30 protein-coding genes are annotated in these 20,611 nt (G+C 42.9%); 12 read left to right on the top strand and 18 right to left on the bottom strand.

Features of this window, described 5'->3' with window-relative positions:
* Position 1: 1 nt before the first annotated feature.
* Positions 2-601: a hypothetical protein gene (locus ACVW2L_RS04330; protein WP_457126726.1), complete on the top strand. Its 600-nt coding sequence runs from the start codon at positions 2-4 to the stop codon at positions 599-601.
* A gap of 101 nt (positions 602-702) precedes the next feature.
* On the top strand, positions 703-1,161 hold the full coding sequence (locus ACVW2L_RS04325; protein ID WP_457126725.1) for a hypothetical protein: 459 nt from the start codon (positions 703-705) through the stop codon (positions 1,159-1,161).
* 12 nt (positions 1,162-1,173) lie between these two features.
* On the opposite strand, the gene ACVW2L_RS04320 is transcribed toward ACVW2L_RS04325, so the two are convergent.
* Together ACVW2L_RS04320 and ACVW2L_RS04315 are read right to left on the bottom strand one after the other, a co-directional pair.
* Positions 1,174-1,548 carry a hypothetical protein gene (locus ACVW2L_RS04320; RefSeq protein ID WP_457126724.1) on the bottom strand — a complete coding sequence of 125 codons (375 nt, stop codon included), beginning with the start codon at positions 1,546-1,548 and terminating at the stop codon, positions 1,174-1,176.
* Between the two features lie 22 nt (positions 1,549-1,570).
* Positions 1,571-1,876: a hypothetical protein gene (locus ACVW2L_RS04315; RefSeq protein WP_457126723.1), complete on the bottom strand. Its 306-nt coding sequence runs from the start codon at positions 1,874-1,876 to the stop codon at positions 1,571-1,573.
* 131 nt (positions 1,877-2,007) lie between these two features.
* On the opposite strand from ACVW2L_RS04315, the gene ACVW2L_RS04310 reads away from it, so the two are divergent.
* From ACVW2L_RS04310 to ACVW2L_RS04275, 8 genes are all read left to right on the top strand, one after another.
* On the top strand, positions 2,008-2,475 hold the full coding sequence (locus ACVW2L_RS04310; protein WP_457126722.1) for a hypothetical protein: 468 nt from the start codon (positions 2,008-2,010) through the stop codon (positions 2,473-2,475).
* 193 nt (positions 2,476-2,668) lie between these two features.
* The gene (locus tag ACVW2L_RS04305) at positions 2,669-2,995 is read left to right on the top strand and encodes a hypothetical protein (protein ID WP_457126721.1); all 327 of its coding nucleotides are present in this window, start codon (positions 2,669-2,671) and stop codon (positions 2,993-2,995) included.
* Positions 2,996-3,000: 5 nt separating this feature from the next.
* Entirely contained in the window at positions 3,001-3,264 is a 264-nt protein-coding gene (locus tag ACVW2L_RS04300) for a hypothetical protein (protein ID WP_457126720.1), read from the top strand.
* A gap of 61 nt (positions 3,265-3,325) precedes the next feature.
* Positions 3,326-3,718: a hypothetical protein gene (locus ACVW2L_RS04295; RefSeq protein WP_457126719.1), complete on the top strand. Its 393-nt coding sequence runs from the start codon at positions 3,326-3,328 to the stop codon at positions 3,716-3,718.
* A 43-nt stretch (positions 3,719-3,761) separates the two neighbouring features.
* Entirely contained in the window at positions 3,762-4,700 is a 939-nt protein-coding gene (locus tag ACVW2L_RS04290) for a hypothetical protein (RefSeq protein ID WP_457126718.1), read from the top strand.
* Between the two features lie 78 nt (positions 4,701-4,778).
* Entirely contained in the window at positions 4,779-5,468 is a 690-nt protein-coding gene (locus tag ACVW2L_RS04285; protein ID WP_457126717.1) for a hypothetical protein, read from the top strand.
* 17 nt (positions 5,469-5,485) lie between these two features.
* Positions 5,486-5,878: a hypothetical protein gene (locus tag ACVW2L_RS04280; RefSeq protein WP_457126716.1), complete on the top strand. Its 393-nt coding sequence runs from the start codon at positions 5,486-5,488 to the stop codon at positions 5,876-5,878.
* 16 nt (positions 5,879-5,894) lie between these two features.
* The gene (locus ACVW2L_RS04275; RefSeq protein ID WP_457126715.1) at positions 5,895-6,422 is read left to right on the top strand and encodes a hypothetical protein; all 528 of its coding nucleotides are present in this window, start codon (positions 5,895-5,897) and stop codon (positions 6,420-6,422) included.
* 25 nt (positions 6,423-6,447) lie between these two features.
* Here ACVW2L_RS04275 and ACVW2L_RS04270 read toward each other — a convergent pair whose 3' ends face one another.
* On the bottom strand, positions 6,448-6,963 hold the full coding sequence (locus ACVW2L_RS04270; protein ID WP_457126714.1) for a hypothetical protein: 516 nt from the start codon (positions 6,961-6,963) through the stop codon (positions 6,448-6,450).
* An 18-nt stretch (positions 6,964-6,981) separates the two neighbouring features.
* Complete coding sequence (locus tag ACVW2L_RS04265; RefSeq protein WP_457126713.1) at positions 6,982-7,809, bottom strand: hypothetical protein; 828 nt, start codon at positions 7,807-7,809, stop codon at positions 6,982-6,984.
* 126 nt (positions 7,810-7,935) lie between these two features.
* On the opposite strand from ACVW2L_RS04265, the gene ACVW2L_RS04260 reads away from it, so the two are divergent.
* The gene (locus ACVW2L_RS04260; RefSeq protein WP_457126712.1) at positions 7,936-8,706 is read left to right on the top strand and encodes a hypothetical protein; all 771 of its coding nucleotides are present in this window, start codon (positions 7,936-7,938) and stop codon (positions 8,704-8,706) included.
* A 31-nt stretch (positions 8,707-8,737) separates the two neighbouring features.
* Here ACVW2L_RS04260 and topB read toward each other — a convergent pair whose 3' ends face one another.
* Genes topB through ACVW2L_RS04240 form a run of 4 tightly spaced genes read right to left on the bottom strand, consistent with a single transcriptional unit; the run spans position 8,738 to position 14,075 of the window.
* Complete coding sequence (topB, locus tag ACVW2L_RS04255) at positions 8,738-10,525, bottom strand: DNA topoisomerase III (protein WP_457126711.1); 1,788 nt, start codon at positions 10,523-10,525, stop codon at positions 8,738-8,740.
* A 56-nt stretch (positions 10,526-10,581) separates the two neighbouring features.
* Entirely contained in the window at positions 10,582-12,477 is a 1,896-nt protein-coding gene (gene mobC, locus ACVW2L_RS04250) for a conjugal transfer protein MobC (protein WP_457126710.1), read from the bottom strand.
* Between the two features lie 3 nt (positions 12,478-12,480).
* A complete protein-coding gene (locus ACVW2L_RS04245; RefSeq protein WP_457126709.1) occupies positions 12,481-13,698 on the bottom strand; it encodes a relaxase/mobilization nuclease domain-containing protein in 1,218 nt (405 codons plus the stop codon).
* Positions 13,665-14,075: a plasmid mobilization protein gene (locus ACVW2L_RS04240; RefSeq protein ID WP_457126708.1), complete on the bottom strand. Its 411-nt coding sequence runs from the start codon at positions 14,073-14,075 to the stop codon at positions 13,665-13,667. The genes ACVW2L_RS04245 and ACVW2L_RS04240 overlap by 34 nt, the downstream gene beginning before the upstream one ends.
* Positions 14,076-14,455: 380 nt before the next feature.
* Between ACVW2L_RS04240 and ACVW2L_RS04235 the strand changes: the two genes are divergently transcribed.
* On the top strand, positions 14,456-15,454 hold the full coding sequence (locus ACVW2L_RS04235; RefSeq protein WP_457126707.1) for an IS110 family RNA-guided transposase: 999 nt from the start codon (positions 14,456-14,458) through the stop codon (positions 15,452-15,454).
* Positions 15,455-15,637: 183 nt separating this feature from the next.
* Here ACVW2L_RS04235 and ACVW2L_RS04230 read toward each other — a convergent pair whose 3' ends face one another.
* The 10 genes from ACVW2L_RS04230 to ACVW2L_RS04185 form a co-directional block, all read right to left on the bottom strand.
* Positions 15,638-15,916 (bottom strand): hypothetical protein, encoded by a 279-nt coding sequence (locus ACVW2L_RS04230; RefSeq protein ID WP_457126706.1) that lies wholly within the window; start codon positions 15,914-15,916, stop codon positions 15,638-15,640.
* Positions 15,917-16,081: 165 nt separating this feature from the next.
* Positions 16,082-16,699 carry an AAA family ATPase gene (locus tag ACVW2L_RS04225; RefSeq protein WP_457126705.1) on the bottom strand — a complete coding sequence of 206 codons (618 nt, stop codon included), beginning with the start codon at positions 16,697-16,699 and terminating at the stop codon, positions 16,082-16,084.
* A 25-nt stretch (positions 16,700-16,724) separates the two neighbouring features.
* Positions 16,725-17,039 carry a hypothetical protein gene (locus ACVW2L_RS04220; protein ID WP_457126704.1) on the bottom strand — a complete coding sequence of 105 codons (315 nt, stop codon included), beginning with the start codon at positions 17,037-17,039 and terminating at the stop codon, positions 16,725-16,727.
* A gap of 50 nt (positions 17,040-17,089) precedes the next feature.
* Positions 17,090-17,407 (bottom strand): helix-turn-helix domain-containing protein, encoded by a 318-nt coding sequence (locus tag ACVW2L_RS04215; RefSeq protein ID WP_439697469.1) that lies wholly within the window; start codon positions 17,405-17,407, stop codon positions 17,090-17,092.
* A 153-nt stretch (positions 17,408-17,560) separates the two neighbouring features.
* Positions 17,561-17,959, bottom strand: a complete 399-nt coding sequence (locus tag ACVW2L_RS04210) for a helix-turn-helix domain-containing protein (RefSeq protein WP_457126703.1) — start codon at positions 17,957-17,959, stop codon at positions 17,561-17,563.
* Between the two features lie 82 nt (positions 17,960-18,041).
* Positions 18,042-18,203, bottom strand: a complete 162-nt coding sequence (locus tag ACVW2L_RS04205) for a hypothetical protein (RefSeq protein WP_457126702.1) — start codon at positions 18,201-18,203, stop codon at positions 18,042-18,044.
* 33 nt (positions 18,204-18,236) lie between these two features.
* The gene (locus ACVW2L_RS04200; RefSeq protein ID WP_457126701.1) at positions 18,237-18,542 is read right to left on the bottom strand and encodes a helix-turn-helix domain-containing protein; all 306 of its coding nucleotides are present in this window, start codon (positions 18,540-18,542) and stop codon (positions 18,237-18,239) included.
* Positions 18,526-18,864 carry a type II toxin-antitoxin system RelE/ParE family toxin gene (locus ACVW2L_RS04195; RefSeq protein WP_457126700.1) on the bottom strand — a complete coding sequence of 113 codons (339 nt, stop codon included), beginning with the start codon at positions 18,862-18,864 and terminating at the stop codon, positions 18,526-18,528. Before ACVW2L_RS04195 ends, ACVW2L_RS04200 begins: the two co-directional genes overlap by 17 nt.
* Positions 18,865-18,900: 36 nt before the next feature.
* Entirely contained in the window at positions 18,901-19,266 is a 366-nt protein-coding gene (locus ACVW2L_RS04190) for an ORF6N domain-containing protein (protein WP_457126699.1), read from the bottom strand.
* A gap of 2 nt (positions 19,267-19,268) precedes the next feature.
* Positions 19,269-20,558 carry a site-specific integrase gene (locus ACVW2L_RS04185; protein ID WP_457126698.1) on the bottom strand — a complete coding sequence of 430 codons (1,290 nt, stop codon included), beginning with the start codon at positions 20,556-20,558 and terminating at the stop codon, positions 19,269-19,271.
* Positions 20,559-20,611: the final 53 nt, after the last annotated feature.

The following is a 20,611-nucleotide window of genomic DNA, read 5'->3' as shown; positions in this document are numbered from 1 at the left end:
TATGAGCTTAACTATATTCCGAATACTTTTCTTTTGTTTGGTACCGGTAGGCATATTTATACTTGTCAAAGCCATCCGTATGCTAAAGAACGTATTTAACGGAGAGGTGATCGCGGAAAAGCCATTTACCGATAAAGAGATCCATTTTGAAATTAATAATGCAGGCGTCTATGCTGTTTGGCACAGGGGCCGGTTATTTCAGCGTACAGCGGTTGATAAATTCATTTTAAAGCTTTTTCACGAACCATCCGGTGAGTTAGTTTCCATGGGACCATCTATTTTCCGCCCTTATCTTAACAGTCTCGATACCGCACGGGTGGAAACCAACCGGTTCTATGCTGAACCCGGAAAGTACAGAATTCAAATCGTAGAGGGATCGGGTGTATCTATTTTTGAGCGACTGTTCTTAAAATTATTCCCCGATACACCGGTAGACTACAGCCAGTATTTTATACAAGTGCGGGAAAGCCGACCAACATATTACATGATAGGTGCTATTCCCTTGTTCGCACTTTGTGGGTTTTGCATTATCGGTGGTTTTGTCGCGGGATTTATGGCTCCATATATCTTATCAGATTTGGGTATACCGTTTAATAAGTAAGGATAAGCTTGGCATTCCATATGTATGACCTAATCGAAAAAAGACCAGACGGTACGACCGTCGTTTACATCGCTTTTTGGCGCTATTGCTTTTTTGGGCTGTTGTTCGCCGGAGCGTTTTACATACTCCTATGGACGATCGTTAATTTATACGATGAGCGCCCTCCGGACTTTTGGCAGCACTGGAGTCAAACGGCGAAGTTCATATTGGGCGCGTCCGCTGGGGCGCTTGCAGTTCCATTCTTCGCCTATTGGATGTTCAAGGGCCTTTATAAAAAAGTACAGTTAGAGATCAACCGCTCAGGCCTGCGTTATCTGCCTGGCGGCGTACGTGGCGGAATTATGCTTTCCGAAAATTACGGCAACATCAGTTACAGTGACGTGACCGATATGGATATGGAGCAACAATTCCTGGTGAACCGGGTGATCAGTATACGCACGGGGTCGGAAACACATAAGATTGTTTTGCTACTATCTGAAAATGAAAAAATGCGCTGTTTTGAAGCCATTCAGGAGGCCGTAGCGGCAGCGAAGAAACGCAGATCCGAAACACTGAATTAGCGAGTGATAAAACTAATCGGTTAAATTGAATTTGATGATCTCATCACTATATACCAGCACCAATACGTCATTATCGAAATAATTCTCTATAAATGTTAAGGTCGACAAGGATTTATAAGGCAGCTGAATTTTGTTCAATGTGTTCGTGTCAATTAAAAAACCACCTGACTCGGCGGGAATGTAAACATATCTTTTATCAGGAGAATCAAATCTGAGCTTATCCAATCGCTGATCAAGCCGGTTCCAGTTTTCAAAATATTTGTCGTTTTCGAGTTTCCCATTTATTTTCAGATCACAGGTTCGTAACAGTCGCCCGTTATTCGGCTCATCCCACCCGGTTAACTCCAGCACGATATCGTGAAACTGCGATTTGATAACTTTATTCATAATGTTGCGATTACTTGTTGAGTTATTTTCGCCTTCTGCGGGTCTTATCTTTTTTAGCTGATAACAGGTCATTGGTAGTTAAATACCCATGCCCGGTCATAATATAGATGAGCTTAAGCTCGTCCTGGTCATTCAAATAAATAAACGCATCTTCTTCCTGAAAAACCATATAGGTATAATTGACTACCCAGACATCCATTACCGGAGCGCCGGTTTGATGTTGATAGCCGGCCTTGGGTTCAGGTGTGCCAATACCGGTATGTTTGATCTCATATCGCTTAAGGATTTCCCGGGCTGCTTCCAAGGCTTGTTCACTGGTGTGTATCATGCTGGTTAATGAACAATACAAACCTGTTTATGTTGTAAATTATGATGAATGAAATACTCCGGGGATTATTGGGGAAAACTTAGTTTGCATGGCGTTTAGTTTGAAATAATCCCTGGCAAACAGTAACGGATATGAATGAACTTAAAATTACCAACTCGAATACAATATTCAACAATTTGCAAATAAACTGGAAACAGCTTTCAGTAGACGAATTCCTAAAAGGAATCAACAGCGGTTATCGGATGATTAAGCTGGAAAAGGAAATCGTTTTGTACATTGTTGATGAGCAAGGCATTAGATTTTGGGTGTCAAATAACAAAATCGAGCAAGCTCAACTATTTATAAAAAAACAAGAAGCGAATCCTAAAGATTATAAGATCCCTGAAAACGTATATAATGGGACAATTACAATTAATGATGAGGAATTTAAGGCTCCGATCATCATTGATAACTTAAAGAATAATCAAGCTATCAAAATTGTAAAAGATCCTGATAGCATACAATATGGTTTAAACATTTATCTCGTTTATTTAAGTGAAAGGAAGTACACATTATGGGTAGATAAAAATGATAAAGAAGTAACCTCTTTTTATTTTTAATGCAGGTTGATTCTCATCGTCAAATAGTGAGATGTTCTTACCTTACCGTTGTCGTGAAGGTTAGGCTTAAGAGAAGAATCGGATAGCTATATATCATTAGTTTCCAGGCTTTCACGCTGCTTTGAGTGCTTTTTTATCGGCTATGGATATCTTACCTAATGAACAATAGAAATAGATTTATGTTATTGGCATAATGAACGAAGTACACCGCAACTATTGGACAGCATTTAACCGGGTAGGCAATGAAACGCTTCACCAGCACGGCTTTTCTTTTGAAATGCTGCCTGAGCAATCAGAATCTCCGTCGTTATTCCGGATAAAACTCAACAGGGGGAAAGACCAATACTTGCTTTCTTTTTCCTCGCATCACCTGGATTTTCAGGATGGCGTAAGCATTGAAGAAGATGGAAAGCTAGTGCTTCCGCGGCCAGAACTGAAAAGGATAGGCCAGGGTTTATATGGCTATACTGATCAATCCATCAAAGAAATGATCGACGAATTGTGTCGGTTGAAAAACTAAACCCTATGGATGAAGGACCTTTATATTCAATTAGCTGGACAGATTTCATTACTGAAGAACCGCGTAGCCTGAAAATTTGGGGCAATGTCGATAAAACGGACAGTCAGGTATATTACACTTGTTTACTGGACAGCCAAACTATTGTGATTACCAATTCCAATGGACAATGGGTGGACAACGGTGGCAAAGAAAACGCAATGGCGGTTAATTTAGGTCGTTTGCTGGAAAGTTGTGATTTCCTGTTGAAGATTGGCGAAGAGAATAACTGAAAATAGTTATGAATATATTGTTATTCATAAGTCCTTATAGCATCAAAATAAACGGCATTGCATGACAAAAATGATCTTTCTGCTTTATATATTAATCACAGGTCTAATACAAACAACAGTTCCTTTGGAGGAAGTCTCAAAATATACAGACAAGATCATCAAGGTGAACTGTCTGCGCTATCATACTATAGACAATGGCCGGACAATAACCTTCAAGTTGGATTCCAAGCACCCGGCGAAATCGTTAGTCATCAGCTTAACTGGTACAGCCAGGAAAAAGATCCTGACTGCAATGCAGGCTCGCAGAGACCTAAACCGGCAGGTAGAATCACCCTTGGACACCAGCCTGACCGCTACCGGGAAGATCATTCTGATCAATGGCCGCCTTACAATGATTGTCCGCCGTCCAGCAGATATCTCTCTCGGCGCTGATCTTCAGATAGAGCGACCTTAGCGCTTAATCAAACTATAATCTGTTTAGGAGGTTGTGATATTATATGCTGTTAAAATTCTGCCTCCTGGCTTGCCTTGTTTGTTTTACCTCCATTAGCTTTTGCCAAACGAATGATAGTTCCTACGGAATTGTCATAACCAAAATTCAACTGGGGTCCACAGGCCGTGATACGAGCCGGTATCTATATGTCAGGAACCAGGGTGACGATCGCCTTACCGTGTACACCATAGCTGGCGGCGTGGTTTCGGAGGGAACCGCTTACCGGCTGGGTGCAGCCGGCAGCGGCTTATGGTTGTACAGTCGTCCCGTATTGTCCGATGGGTCCACTACAGACAGTATTCGCGTAGATTTTCAGGACAAAACAACTACTGTCATCATCAATGAGCAGGATCGTTATGAGCTGTTTGTCGATTCTTATGCTCGTTTTAGAGAAGAAACGGCCGCAAAACATTCCATCATGGCTTTATTAAATTTGCTTTCAGACGGTTTAGGAGACTACCCGATCTCTGCAACTTTACCATTGGTCAATTATAGACCGGTTGTAGCGAAACAGATCAAGCAGGCTATCATCAAGTCACAACGCAGCCAAGCGGATATGATCGATACTTGGACCTGCCGATACTTTTACAACAGATCACAAAAACTCGATTCGATTGTCGCCAGATCGGCCGAAGAGATCCGATTCACTAAAAAGATACATTATTTAAGAGACAGATCATTACGAGTTGATACCTATCTGAATATCGAGAGCAGGCAAACCACTAACAGATCTATATTGTACGACCATAATGAACGTGCTCCGGTGAAGTGGCGTGAAAGTTATTTAGAAACAGGCAAAAATCGCGAGACGTCATATAGTATAAAACTGACCTGGAATGACCTGGGCATGCTGCGTAATCAGGAACCCACTAATGCGGAAATTATCAAAATGTTAAAACCGCCAACAAAAACAGGTTACACAAAAAGCATGTCGGGTAACTGATCCTCAAATTGTCAAACCAAACAAAAGGTGGTTCCGGAAGTTGATAGATCAATTTACCAATCAAATCGAAATTAGGATATGAAATATATAGTACCAGTTCTCTTCTTGATACCGCTGTTGTTATCCTGTAATGCCAAGCCTAAATCCCAGGCTGATGCCGATTCTTCAAAGATCAAAGCTGCACCGCTTTCTTATAGCGGGCCATTTGACCTGGCTAAACTGGAATTAAAAGAAAATATTCCAGCTATTGTAAAGGAACAGCAAATAAAACTGGAAGCGGTGACAGACACCGACAAAACTTTGATGGGATATGAGCGTGTAAAAAGTTGCGATTCAAAAGCACTGAAATACGGGAGCGCACGATTATCCGGGGCTGATGGAAATAACAAAAATTATGTATTACTCCACTACGATGAAAAAACGAATAAACTGGCCTTTTTTGAGGTGATATTGTATACCCGGGATCAGGCGAATGCGCTTCATCAAGAACTTAATGAGCTGGGAAAACCAAGCTTTAAGAAAAAATGGCCGGACGGATCATTGACTATTGACGAGAACGGCAATGCTGTCCCCCCCAAGCCGGATGAAAAGCAAATTGTTCAGGTTTGGGATAATCAGCCTAACGGTATCAGTTATCTCTATTCACAAAAGGAAAACCGTAAAAGTTTTGGGGCGACGCTAACGGTGCTCAAAGAGTCCGGCCCGTCGGGTAAAGACTGGATGACCTTATCCGGTTTTGATTGGTACAAAAACACAAAAAGTGATTGATTCCATCTTAATAAATAATGAAACTTATCTTATTTCAAATTATCCTTTTTTGCAGCCTTTGTTATTCTTCAAGCACGGCAATGGCTCAGCAGGCCAAAGCGTATGAAACCGTTAAATATACCGCAAGAATCAAAAATGGCGTATTTCATTTAGATTACGCGGATGGATATATAGGTGCCAGCAAGATCAGGTTGGTTAGCAACTGGCAAAAAACAAAGGTATTCACCCCTGATGGTGGTACACTCGAAGCTAACGGGAACTTTGTGTTGAGCTCAAGTTCGGGATCTAATAAGTGGGAACTCATATTAACTGGCATCGACGAAGGAACAGAAGCGCCTAATACCATCCGTGCAAAGTACCGGGAAAAGGGCCGGGTAGTTGCTTTGCTGTTTCATAAAAATAAACCTTAAAGCATTTTCTGTTCAAATGAAAAACGGGGAAACATCAAAGAGCTATTATTTGCCACCCTGGCGCTCCTTAACCATTGGCGTCATTCTGATCATCGTCGGGCTTGCTTTTACCTTTATGGGGGTTGATATTAAAAATTCATTTTGGAATAATGTTCAATGGGTCCTGCTCAGTTTTGAAGGTGTAGTTGAATTTTTGGGATCGTTATTAATGCTTGCGTTTAAATTAGGCTTTTTGCTGGGAGGCTACTTCTTCATCAAATACGCAGATGGCGTGGAACGCGCCAGGCTCGATAATGAAGGGCTTTATTACCGGGAAATACCTAAAGGCAGTGGTGCGAGTAAATTGGCAATGGACGCCGGTCCGCTTACTTTTGTGCCATACAAAAGCATTCGGGATATTGCGCTCAAAAAAACGTTTTGGGCGGGCTGGCAGCTTTATATTACATTAGACTCGGGGATACTGCCATTAACGGCCTTAGGCGTACTAAAACAAGCTGAAAAACAAGAGATTTTGGAATGGGTTAAGCAAAGTATAACACGTTAGCTTATTACTAATTTGTCTTTGGCGACTATGGTACTGAGACCGTATCAACCACCTCCTTCTTAAGTTTATCTTTATCGTAAACGATCTTTTGTAACGACATTTTTCGGGGATCATCTTTTAGCCGTTCAAAGGTTATACTCGCTAATAACTCATCACCGTAATCATATAACCGCCTGGTGTCATTATCTCTTGCTGATTCATACAAATGATCACGGTAATCAACAAACAGCTTCTTTTCATAAAATAATAAAGTTAGCGTTTGAATATCAGCTAGTTTGCTTGGCGGATAGCTCGCTATGGAAAACTCATTTAAGTTGCCAAGGATCTGATCAGCCGTCAAACCACCATAATTGGACACCTGATAATATTGCATCACGTCAGTGTTATTAAAAAAATTTGTATCTAAGCCTTTGCCGGTGAGGTATTCCTTGTTGAATTCTTCGCTTATTGGCTCAATAACCATTTTCTTTGGTTGATCACAGCTGTGAAGTAAAATTAGCAGCGTGATAGCCAGGCAAATTTTTAATGTTCTTTTCTGCATTATCATCAAATATTTAATTTAAACACCGAAATTCCGTCCGCGATACACCCGTAATAATTTTTGCAATTGCATAAAACTCACCTCTAAATCATTCAAGTGAAATTTAGTACTTCTCTTTTGATGATCATAACAGAGATAGTACATCGCGTATTTTCCAGTCCCTTCCCTGATCGTTTTTTCGTTCGCAATATCGTTCCATTTGTAAAAAGATGTGCCGGTAGTGCTCATACCATCATTATTCAGGATGATCTGTGGCTCACGATTAAACATCTTTGTGATCCTCATATAGCTATTCACGGCACCTATCAAAATAAGCAGGATCCCAATGATGTAAGATATTACTTGACCGAGGGTGCATAGGTAGAATCCAAAGATTGTCATTAATAGGTACATGATGGTCCAGATCAAGTATTTTACCACGGAATACCGGATCACCGTTTCTGCAGGCACCGACTGGTCGTCAATAAATATATCCGGATGTTGAAACTTTGCCTGAAGTTGCTCCCATTGTTCCTCCTGCCTTTTTGAATTGTAATTGATAATGCCAAAACCAGGCCTGTTCTTAAGATACATTAGCTTCTCTGACAATGCACGCTCGCGCAATTCGTGCACGTTACGCACCTTATCGAACGCCCAGATGCGCCATTTTGCGGCCATAATTGCGCGATAAGCCGTCGCCAGTGCATAACTAACAACCATTCCGAATATCATTCCATACGGTCGGAATAGTATAAATGCCATGGAAAAAGAAGCGATCAGTCCGATCATTAAGATCAATAGCGCCGGCAGATTTACTGTATAAATGCCTTTTTTGATTGCTTCATCTACAGAAATGGTTTCGTGCATAATCAGTAAGTGCTTAACATTTATCAGGCATTATCTGAAAACAATATCAGCGCCAGGATCGTTAGCCTCCAGATAAGAAGGTGTTTCATTGCTGCAAACGTTCAAGTAGATATTACCTTAAGAAAAATGAATATAACCGGTAACACGCATTTAAAGATTTTGTTGTTGGCTATGCTAAGCATTGCTTTCGCGACTGGTTGTGGCAACTCCGCAAAAAAACAGGACACAGGCGCAGACAGCACGCAAGCTATCCTCGCTGAAGCCGAACCTGAGGCAGCGTCAAAAAGCGCCCCAACTATCGGCGATTGTCAGTCAACTGACACGCTTCTTTACTCTCAAGAAGGCGTTTTTAGCAGTTACACGGAAAATAAAATGCGCGGTGTTGGAGTGATATCATTCCACCTCAGCATTAATAACCGCCTGGATATTTATGACGAAGATGGCTCTAAATTCGGCTTCCTTGTTTATAATGATGATCAAACTTATTACATGCTGGATATGCCTATAAAAACAATTGCCAGGGCGGTAATACCGATAGCTGACCAGGCACAATTTGACTTTGATGCGGAAGCTACCAATACCGATAAAGATTACTTTATTATTTACGTGAACAAGGAAAAACGAAAAGTAAAAAAGGCAGACGTGAAATTTACTTTTAGCAGTTGGGACGACTACCTGAAACTCCAGGAAATACGCCTTAAACCTTGCAATATGTTACCGGCTGCGGGAACTAATCAAGAGATGCTTTATACCGTAACACAAGTAAAAGGCGACGAGATAAAGATCAGATCAGTACAAAACTGTTCAGGTGAAGACGAGGGTTTCAAACAAGTTGAGGGATGGATAAAGTGGAAAAATGGTGACGTGCTAACTGTGGATCTTACAAATTGCGATTAATTTTAACAAACGTCCATTGAGTTGAGCAGGCTTAAGCTTTCATGGCTTTGCCCGACTCCAATAATTCCTGGGTAATACTCCGGGTGTATATTTTAATCTCTTCCTGGAACTCATTGACTGAAGCACCCGTTCGAATCTCTTCCAGCCGTTTTTCCCAGTTGCCGGTCAGTTCCGCCTGCGCGATGCGCTGGTTTTTGACGATCTCATAAACAGAGAGGCCGGTCTCGGTAGGTACCAAATTCTTTTTCTCGCGCACGATATATTTTCGGGTTAATAGCGTTTCGATGATCGCCGCACGTGTGGCTGGCGTTCCCAGGCCGCTTTCTTTCATGGCTTCCCGCAATTCTTCGTCTTCAATTTCTTTGCCGGCGGTTTCCAGCGCTTTTAACAAGCTGGCTTCGTTATATAGGGCTTTGGGCTTGGTTTGCTTTTCGAGTACTGCTTTGTTCAGGATAGGCAGGTTTTCGCCCTGCACAACTTTCGGTAAAGTTGCGTTTTCTTCATCCTGCTTTTCTTCGTCCTTGTCGTTGAAGACCGCACGCCAACCGGGTGTTTTGATCACCGTGCCGCTGGCCATGAACCTGGAACCGGATTGGACCGTAATTTTCGTGATCTCCTTGATACAATCCTGGTGGAAAGCTTCGAGCATGCGTCCGGCGACCATGTCGTAAATGGCCTGCTGATCGGGTGTGAGTTGATATGGCGCAACGCCCGTGGTCAATACGGCGTGGTGATCCGTCACCTTTTTGGCGTTCACACTGCGCTTGTTGAGTTTGGCGCTGGTTAACACAGTGGCCTGTTTACCAAATGTCGGATGCTCGGTTAATTTGGCGATGAGATTTGGTACTTCCGCAAAAACATCATCCCCGATATAGCGGCTGCCGGTACGCGGATAGGTCACCAATTTACTTTCGTACAGATTCTGTAATAAGCCCAGCGTCTGATCGGCGGTAAAGCCTTTACGTTTATTGGCTTCCTGCTGCAAACTACTCAGGTCATGCAGTAAGGGCGGTGGTTCCTTACGTGGCTTGGCCTCCACTGCTGAAATATTGCCGGTTGCTTCCACCGCATCCAATATCGCTTGCGCTTCTTCTTTGGACTTATAACTTTTCTCCGAGATCGCCCGGAAAGCTTGCCCGTCTTTGTCCGGCTGTATGGCGACCTGGTAATACAATTGCGGCACGAAATTCTTGTTTTCCAAATAGCGCGCACAGATCATGGCAAGCGTTGGGGTTTGCACCCGGCCTAATGACAAAACGCCTTTATTACCCGAGGCCAGACTCAGCGCCTGCGTCGCGTTCATGCCAACCAGCCAGTCCGACTGCGAGCGGCAATGCGCCGAATTAAACAAAGTATCGTAATCACTGCCTGGCTTCAAGTTCCGGAAGCCCTCTTTGATTGCCTCATCGGTTTGAGATGAGATCCATAGCCGTTTAAAAGGCTTTTTACACTTTAAAAAGTAATAAATATAGCGAAATATCAGTTCGCCCTCCCGTCCCGCATCCGTTGCAACGATGATCTCGGTCGCCTCATCAAATAACTTTTTAATAATGTCCAGCTGCTTTTTAGCCCCCAGATCCTCCTTGCCATCCTTTTTGCGCAGGGACAATTTAAATTTTGACGGCAGCATCGGCAGGTTCTGCACACTCCAGCCATAATAGCCATATTCCTGCGGCGCTGCTAATTGCAGTAAATGTCCGAAAGCCCAGGTGAAGGTATAACCCTTGCCTTCCAAATAGCCCTCATGCTTGGTAGTTGCACCAAATACCTTGGCGATCTCACGTCCTACGGATGGTTTCTCGGCTATAATAACTTTCATAATGGTCGGGCGAAAATAGTGAACGTTATAAGGTGCTGCAATGGGTGTGGATAAGTCTACCGGTTTGTGATCGTATCCACTAAGTTTCGAATGTCTTCCTTGATACGCTGGTAATTCATCAGCACTTCGTTTGAGCTGATATCTCGTGCAGCCGGTATTTCCTGATAGCTGGCTTCTTCCTGTGCAATCGCATCATGGTCGTTCTGTATCTGACAATGAAAGGTTTTTAATTCGATCTTATTCGTAGGGTCGTCAGCGACCATGCCAACAAACTCACCAGAGGATAGACCGGCTATTTTAGAGGCCGGTATCGCATAGTCTAATTGGGTAGAACGGCTGATCGAGGTGTCGGAGGAATTGATCGACACGCTTTCCTTCTGCTGGTTGATCTTTCCAAAGCGCTCCGAAAGCTGTTTAGCTGTATCGCCGGTGACCTGCCCGCAAATGATGTTGCCCACAATATTCATAATGACTTCCGCCTGTTCCCGGCCGTAGTCTTTTTTGAGCTGACTGTAATCCTGTACCGCAAGCGTTACCGCCACTTTATTGGAGCGTGCCGTAGCGATGAGATTGTCGATGCCATTGAAATAAATGGTCGGGAACTCATCAAAGATCAGGCTGCACTTCTGCTGTTGCTTGCGGTTGACCAGTTTATTGATGCGGTTAACATACAGTGAAAGTACGGCACCGTAAACCTGTGATTTTTGCGGATTATTAGCCAGACAAACGATCTTGGGATCATCCGGGTTATTGATGTCTAATGAAAAATCATTGCCGCTTAATACATAATAGAGTTGTGGTGAGGACAATCTAGCCAGACTGATTTTTGCACTGGCAATTTGACCTTCGAGTTGTTCGTAGGCTTCATTTTTCCAGGCTGAGATAAATGGATTGATCAGCACTTCGATCTCCGGCTCAGTCGTGAGCACAGCGAATAAATCTTTGTAGTCCACCAGCGAGAGTTCGATGACGTGGGGCAACGTGCAATATTTGCCACCCTGATACTTTTTAAGGAACCACATCAGGCCCGTGACGAAGTTGATCGGCGATTCGACAAAGAAGTCGCCCTGCTTCTTGATCCATTCGCGGTTCAACCCGAGCATGACTGTCCGGCTGGATTCTATTGCATCGGTGATATCAGCCATGGTTTCCGGCTCCAGGGGATTGCAGCGGTGCATGATCTTTTCAAAATTAATGACGAAATATTTCCGCCCGCCATGTTTCAATAGCGCATTATAGGCGATGCGGGACAGGTCATCATATTTAAAGTCATAGATCAGCATACTGAAACCCTTTTTGATATGCTGCGTAATGATGTGCCGGATTACAAAATAAGATTTACCGGCACCGGGGCTGCCCCCGACCAGGGTGGCCCTGAAGGGGTTGATGATATTGATCCAGCTATTGTAGGTTTTGCTCCTGAAAATGTATTGAGCAGGCAGATTGATGGAGTACTCATTTTCAAGCAAACGCTGCTCCTGCGGAAAGGATTCGTTTTCCTTGTTAAAGATATCGGCGCCTAGCTTAAGTTTCAGCATCCGGAACAATAATCCGCCGCCAGTCATAAAGAGCAGGTAACCAAATGAGGTTGCGGCGATATACAGCCATGGAACCTCTAACACATAGTTGCTGAAAAAATAGATCATCAAACCAGTTATACAGTAAGTAACAATCGTTTTAATCCTGATCTTTTCATCGCGTTTGCCTTTCGATCCGATGAGCGACACGATCAGCAATGTCAGGGCACTCAATTTAGCGATTAGCAACGTTCTGAATATACCCATTTTGGAAAGCGGGAGTATCACATGGTCAACGATTTTATGCGTTAAATGAAGCTGTTGAAAAAGCGCATAACAGCATAAATAGAAATGTATTGCCAATATGGCGATGCTTAATAACCTGGTAAAATCGATGATCTTACGCAGGGCCTGTTCGTTTTCTCCGGTTTGCATAATCTATAGATTTTGTCCTTTACGTTTTTTCTTTTTGAATTTGTTAAGCGCCGCCAGGTCGTCACGCTCTGCGGCAAACAACACCTGTAAAATTTCATTGCCTGCTGAGGACTGACTGAATTCTTGAGCCGGCTGTACTTCATTTTGATGTTGAAACTTGACTTTAACTTTAACAGGCTCGGATAGAAATTGCGGGCTGAGTTGATTAGCGCTGTAAGCTTTACCCAGGTCACTCCCATTAAAAACCGTTTTGTTTTTCTGATCGATAAAGGTCACGCCATAAATGCGACCTTCCTCATTTTGCCGGAGGATGCAGTGAATTCCTTTTTCGCTTAGGGCTTTTTGAAAGTCCCTTTTGGTTAGCGGCTTCGTCAATATGCCATTCAATATTTTGATGAGTTCATCTTTAAATGGCTTGCGTAATTGTGCGTTCAGCTTAAACTTTTCCTCCAGCGTTTTGAGCGTTGGTTTGCCATAAATCGTACTGGCCTTGATCGGTACACCGGTTTTGTTGCCTTCCTTATCCAGTATCCAATAAACCAGACCCTCGCGGGCATACATGAGGGAGTCTTTGGAACCCCGGTCTGCCTGAATATTATATAGACCGAGGACGGCATTGAGTTCGGGAACGCTGGTGAATTTGTAAGCCCTTATGACAAAACCCAGGATGTTAGTGATGGCCCGTTTGGTTTCAGCTTTTCCATAATCAGCGGCCGAAACGTCGCCTTTCAGATTTGGTTTTTGTTTGGCCTGCTCATCAGCCTTAACCAGGCCGTACTTGATTTCAATCGCTTTGCGTGTCTTCTCCGATTCATTTTGGCCAAGGTGGTGCAAACTGATCCGTTCACCATCCCGTTTGATATTGGTAGTGACGATGTGAATATGCGGGTGCCCGGCATCTTCGTGACGATACACCAGATACGGTTGCGTGGCAAAGCCAACACCCGCCAAATAATCTTTGGCTATTTCGGTTAACTTTTCGTCAACAAGCTTTTCCCCGCTTGGAAAATTCAGAGAGATATGAACCGTATTGGTTTTGGCGCGCTGATTCATTGCGGCGAGATCGGTCAGCCGCAAAAGCTTGTCATCAAAGGACAGGTCTTCCTTATCTTTAAAATATTTGACCGCTGCGATCAATGTTGCTTTGCCCTGTTTCACTTTGTTCTCATTGTAGTTTAGCGCGCCGATCAGGCTTTTACCGCTCTTAATTTTTGCGACCATATATCCGCGTATTGGTCCATCCGTTCCTTGATCTTTGAGATGGATGGTTCGAGTTTGGTATTAATGACTCCCAGTAGATTCATCCAAAGCCGCGTATCAGCATTACCGTGAGCGCTGTTAATACTCCGCATCGCCTGGTTCAGGTTATTGCCGATAGCATTCAATTCCTGCCGCAGCAGGATCATTTCCTCCAGCACATCATCCATAGCTTTGTCCCGGTAATTGACCGTTACCGGCTTATTCAATAAGATACTCCGGACATATTCACTTAGCTTTCGGAAGCGTGTGTTTTTGAATCTCTTGTTGAGTTGGTCGTATTCGGCCTGCTTGAATCTGGTCAGCAGGACACGCGTTAATTTTTCTGCATCTGTTCCCATAACTTCTTTAAAAAAGCCGACTTAGGAGGCTTTTTGCCTGGACCGCGCCGACTGCGGAGGGCGGGGCAAGATTCGTTTGTAATACAAACGTACATCTTGCTATTACCTTCGACGGTAATTAATCGGCACCTCAAAGCCATCCTTTAAGTCCGTTTTTGAGTATTGTATTAAACTCTATTAGTGCGTTGTTTTTGGTTGTCGATTGAATAAGCTTTGTATGCGGAGCAGGGTGAACTTTACATCTTGCCAGGTAAGACCTTTAGTCAGTATGAGTCCCTGTTCTTGCGTACACGTTGCTAGTGACCAGTTAGAATTTTAGGCACGGGCCTTATAATAGTTTTAGTCGGGCAACATTTTTATTAACCTTAAACAACTTATTTATGCAGTACAAAATCTTCGTCGGTATCGATGTCTCGAAGTCAACTTTTGATGCTTTCATTCATGGTACTAATCATCACAAACAATTCCCCAATCTCAGCAGGGGATTCGACGCCCTCTGTAAATGGATAGTGCTTTTAACACCCGGTGCTGAACTAAAAGATGTTCATATAAGCTTTGAACACACCGGGCTTTATTCACTGCCGTTGGCCATCTATCTTGAAGATAGACAGGTCCCCTTCTCCATGATCAATGCCTTACAGATCAAACGGTCCTTAGGGCTGGTTAGAGGCAAAAATGACAAGGTTGATGCGAAACGTATTGCTGAATATGCTTACCTGTACCGTGAGAAACTGGCTCTTACAAAGATGCCCTCACGGGAGATGATGCAACTACAGCCGCTATTAGCTTTACGTGACCGCCTGGTTCGTCAAAGGGCTGGCATGGAAGCTACCCAGTATGAACAGGCCCGGTTTCTGTGTAAAACGCATTCAATAGACCTGTCAGATGTATATGGCCATGTGATTAATACTTTAAAAGAACAAATTCAGCGGGTTGATGCATCGATGAAGCTGATCATTGAACTTGATCCGGAACTGAAGCAAACGTTTGACCTGATCACCGGTATTAAGGGCATTGGTAAAACAGTTGCCATTTATCTTATCGTTTACACTCATAACTTTACGCGGTTTGCTACGTGGCGCAAATTTGCCTGTTATGCAGGTGTGGCTCCGTTTGAAAATCAATCTGGAGTTACCTACCTGGGAAAAACGAAAGTTAGTTCACTCGCTAATAAGCAGATCAAAAAAATGCTTCATCTAGCAGCCTTAAGCGCTTCGAGAACTGATGCGGAATTGAACGCATACTTCGTTAAACGTGTTCAGGGCGGGAAAAGCAAGATGGCAACATTAAACATCATCCGTAATAAGATCCTTTCCAGGGCATTTGCGGTCGCAACACGCAAAAGCCCGTATGTTGACATTGCTAAATATGCAGCATAGCTAAACAGCTTAAAATGCGCTTGTAACGCTGCGTTAAAATTCGGCGTAGGCCTTTGTTTTGCCCTAGCATTCTGGTTTTTGAAGCTATTTTCGATCATTTTTTTATATTTTATTTTTTTGTTGTTAAAGTCTTAGAATACTGACTGCCGCGAAGCGGGCGGTCTAATCCTGCTATCAGTGATTTTAATCTGCCTTTTTTGTTGTGTCCTCCGGCTTCGCCTGATGGCTGAGATAAAGTTCAAGCGCCTGTATATTGATGTCTTTAAGAGATTCATCATACTCCAATCCAAATGTTTTAAGCCGTTTTAAAAGGCCTTTGGGTATTCGGTTATTGAACTGCACTTCGGGCTCTTTTGAAAGGGGTGCAGTCTTAACCGGGATCACCTCCTGGATAGGGGTAGCGGGCCTTTCCTGTTTGAGTTTGTAGGCCAGATTGCCGAGCTTATTTTTATAATTTTCCATTTGCTATCATGATAGTTTGTTAGCAATTACTGCCAGTTTGCTAGCTTGATAGTTTCCTATCAACGATAGCTAGTTTGATAGCTTGCTATGACCTTAGCTTACTAAAATGCTACGATCATAGTTTGCGATCTTGCTAGCTGCTTAGCTAAATAAAAAGCTAGTTTACTATATTACTATTTCAGTGCTGATGTGCTCAACGACTTCTTCCGTCAGTGCCATGATTTCTTCTTTTGCCCGCCTGTCGTTACCATTTAAAATGCCTGCCGTCATCGGCGAACGTGCAATGCTTACCCGGTCATGCACCCTTGTTTTCAGCAAGGGTGTATCCATGCTTTGCAGCAGTTCGGCCACATCCCGGGTGATGCCTGATCGCGGCTTGATCATATTGAGTACGATGCCGGCTTTAAGCTGCGGTGCCTTTTGCTGTGCTTCTTTGATCAGTGCCAGCGTTGAACGAATGGCCATCACGTCGAAGAAACCTGCCTTGGTCGGCACCAAAATAAAATCAGAGTAAATGAATAATTCGGGTAAGCGATTGGAGAGATAAGGCGGCGTATCTATGATGATCAGGTCATAAGCTAATTGCTGAACATCCTGTAAGCTATCGACCCCGATAATAGCCAGATCGGGAAAATCCTCGCGGATGTGGTATAAACTTCCCTGTAAGTCGGTATCTACAAGGGCTACTGATAATTGATCCTGGAAACATAAAGCCAGGTTGATCGCTAGGGTGCTTTTACCTACGCCACCTTTTTGGTGGGCTATGGTGATGATCTTTGCCATGATAGTTTGATATTTTTATAGTTTACTAGGATGATAGCAGCGCGTTTTCCCGCTGCCGTTTTTTGAGTTTCTGTTCCTGCTCGTAATTGAAGATCCATTCACCGGCTAACAACTTCCAGTTACGGTAAGGTGTTCCTTTAGGACTGCTCCAATTCGCTTTCTCGTAATGGGTATAAAACACGTCTGCCTCGGCGGCAAGCCCTTTTTGATCAAAATAGATATCAACCAGGATCTTTTGCGGCGGCATGTCGGTGCCAAACCCTTTTTGCAAAACGGGTTCGGATTTCCTGCGCTCTGCAGGCACCCTTTTAGCTTTACGTTTGGGTGTTTGAAATAACATAGGAATAAGATATGGCCGGACACTGGCGGGCAGGCCCGGCCGGTAAAACATCAGGCGCTTTTGTTGGTTGACATCATGAAGGTGATATCTTCATAATCATAATAGATCGAGCCGCCTATTTTAGTAAAGGGTAATACGCCGCTATCCCGCAGGGATTGCAGGAACCCGTGTGATATACCCAGCAGCTTTTTGACTTCGGCAGATTTAAGCCATTTTTTGCCGGGCACCCCGCTGGCGCATTCTTTAATGATACGTTTAACCTCCTGGAGCATATCATTCTTGAAATCCTCCAGGTCACCGAGGGTCAATATCTGGTTCCGCGTCGGAACCATCCCCATTCTCGATCTTTGTTCAGTTGCTTTTTCCATAACTTGATTTTTTAAGGACTTCAAAATTCGGAAGCTTAAAAATCATAAAATGACAACTTTTGAAAGGGTGGCGTTATTTTTAGGTGGAAAAGGATTAAAATAAACTAAAACGAACAGCAATAAAAAAGGTGCCGCAATTTGCGACACCTTCTACTAAGCATTTATAGAGCTTGCTGTGACCAGATCATATGGCCTGTTAAAGGCTTCTTGCCTCACTTTAAAGTGGTCAGCCAATTTTCGGATCACTTCTTTGGACAATCCTTTTTTATAATTCAAAATATCAGAAACATATCCTTTGCTTACATGTAGCAAGTCAACCAGTTGTTGTGCCTTTAAATGATGTTCAGTCATGAAAGACCGCAACAAAGCGATAGGGTCAAGTTCTTTAAATGAATTATGCGCATCATCATAGGTTTCGATCAACAATGTAAGCAGGTCGATCTCATCCTGGATCATGGCATCGATTTCTGAATCTAAAAGATCGTCCAATATCATGCAGTATGCGTTATACTGCTCTGTGTCCTTAATGACCTTATATTTTAATTCAACCATTCGCTCAATTTTCAAATGAAGCAAAAATAACAAAAGTTCACATTATGTGAACTTTTGTTTATTAAAATCGGATAGACGGATTTTATTTGGGTAATTTGGAAAAATCTATTTTGCTTACCATGGCTTTGGCCCGCTCTAACTGTTTAAGAAAAGTGGGATCGTTTGCATAGTTTTTCATATGCTTCACTACGGTGACATGCCCATCACATTTAATATTGTTATCGGATTTCTTTTCTTTCTTCATGGTAAATTTTTACGATGAATATTTTCATTTTGATTATAACAGAACTGATAATTTTAAATGGCCATTTAAACCGTTTTCAACGATATTTTGAAGTGTAGACAAGCGCACATCTTTCAGATTGTTTTCGACTTTTGAAATGTAGGCTTTGGTTGTCCCGCATTTTATCGCCAGTTGCTCCTGTGTCATTCCTTTAGAAAGCCGGGCCTCTTTCAGCATCACACCAAGAATAAACTCTTCCGATTCTCTCTCGTACTGATTACGGGATGGACTACCCAACGGTCCGTACTCACGATCTTTTAATTCATCAAATGTGGTGATATCCTTATTTACTGTTTTCATAATCTTTTTTGATTTTTAATGCTTTTTCAATTTCCTTAGGCGGTGTTTTTCCGGTCTTTTTCTGAAAGCCATTCATTAGAATTATTAATTTCCCTTTGTCAAAAAAACAGAATATTCTGAAAATATTGCTGCCCGCCTGAACGCGGACCTCGTATAAGCCATCGGTTCCTTCGAGATGTTTCAGATATTGCTCTGGGACCAGGTAATGGGTTTCAATCAGATCGAGTGTCCAGTTTATTTTTTTCCTAACTGTCGGACTCAACGCTTCATAAAAGTCCAGAAAGTATCGTTTGTGAAAAATTGTTTTTCTAATTCGTTCCATACAAATTTAGATAAAGTTGCCAAATTGGGCAACTTGTTAAATGATTTTTTTATAGGAAAATAGCGACTCAATAATGAGCACACTCACTTGTGCAGCACGTGGCCCCTTTAGCACACTGGATAACATGAACAACCCGCTGTTCGTGAAAGCCAGCGGCGGCAGCGGTTTTGAAACCGACAAGCCAGGAGATATTTGTTCAGCAATATCTTGCCATTCATCAAGCGTTAGCCAAAACATGAAGTCCGCTGGGAAGCGTTTTGAATTCTTGCTTACCGTTCGGTGTAATGTGCCAATATTTACTTCATATAAGGCTGCGGCATCAAAATCGAGTACCACGGCCTGGCCGCGGACTTTGCACACTTTGCCACTCAATAATTCTATTAATTTTGTTGGTGTTGACATGGCTAAGAGGCTTTTTTGAGGTTATTTTTTTCAATTGATTTGCCTTTGGCCGCTCTTGCTGTTACTGGCTTAGGTGCCAGTTTATCCCGCAATACATTCATATCGTCACTAACCTTGCGCTCAACCACCTTAGCATAGATCTGTGTGGTTCTGATGGTGGTATGGCCAAGCATTTTGCTGACCGTTTCAATAGGGACGCCGTTAGAGAGCGTTACCGCAGTCGCAAAAGTGTGGCGGGCTACGTGATAGGTCAGGGTTTTATTAATATCGCAGAGGTCCGCTATCTCCTTTAAATAGCTATTTAATTTTTGATTTGATATATGGGGTAATAGAGTACCACCAGCAACGGCCTTTGGATGGGTTTTATATTTTGCGATGATCTTTGCAGCCTGGGGCAGCAGGGGTACGTTCACCGGTATCCTGGTTTTCTCGCGGGTTGTTTTGATCCACTGGTTACCGTCCAAACCATGGACTAAATTATCGGAGGTCAATTCCATTACGTCTATATAAGCCAGGCCTGTATAACAGGCAAATACAAACAGGTCACGGACGTATGCAATGCGTTCGATGCGCAGTTTTTTAGTTTCGATTTTGTTCAATTCAGCGATTGTCAGATAACCTCGCTCTGTTTTATCGAATTTTAACTGGAACATGGTAAAGGGATCTTTATCAAGCCATCCCATTTTAACCGCAAGTCTGATTATCTTATGGAAGCGTTCCAGATGTTTCATTAATCCATTGTTCTCTAATTTCTTTTGATGGTCATCCGGCTGGCGCTTTCTTAAAAAATGCTCCAGTTTACTTATGAAACCGTAATCAAGTTCCGATAGGTAAATGTCAGAGCGTTTATAGTGCAGCTTGACAAACTCTTTCAGATAGCCGGCAGTTGTATAATAGTTTTTCATCGTGCCCGGAGCCAATACCTCCACCATAGTGGTATTATGGTACTCAACAATCGTATGAAGTGTATGCTCCGAATCTTTTACACCGGCAAAAAGATTCTTAAGAACCTCGGCGGTGATGACTTTTTTTTGCAGTTGCAGGTCCTGGTAATGGCTGGCCATCATGCCACGAAGCTGCTCCAGGTGCGTATTCAATTTACGCAGTTCATCATTTTTTGGCCTCGCCAATCCTTTGGCTTCGCTCCAGTCACTGGCAGCGACCTGGCGTTTCAACGCTACTTCTGAGCGGCTTTTGTTAACGACTATCCGCATGTAAATTGCCGATAGCCCATTCTTTCCACGGTTTTCCCTCAGTACAAAGTGAATTCCGAATGTGTTACTTGTCCTCATCTTTTCCAGATTTTTAGATTAATAAAAAAATTGTTTTGAACTCTTATAGCCAA

The organism is Mucilaginibacter sp. HD30 (assembly GCF_054061755.1).
Note: the sequence above shows the minus strand (reverse complement) of the source record. Positions and strands in the feature narration are given on the sequence as shown.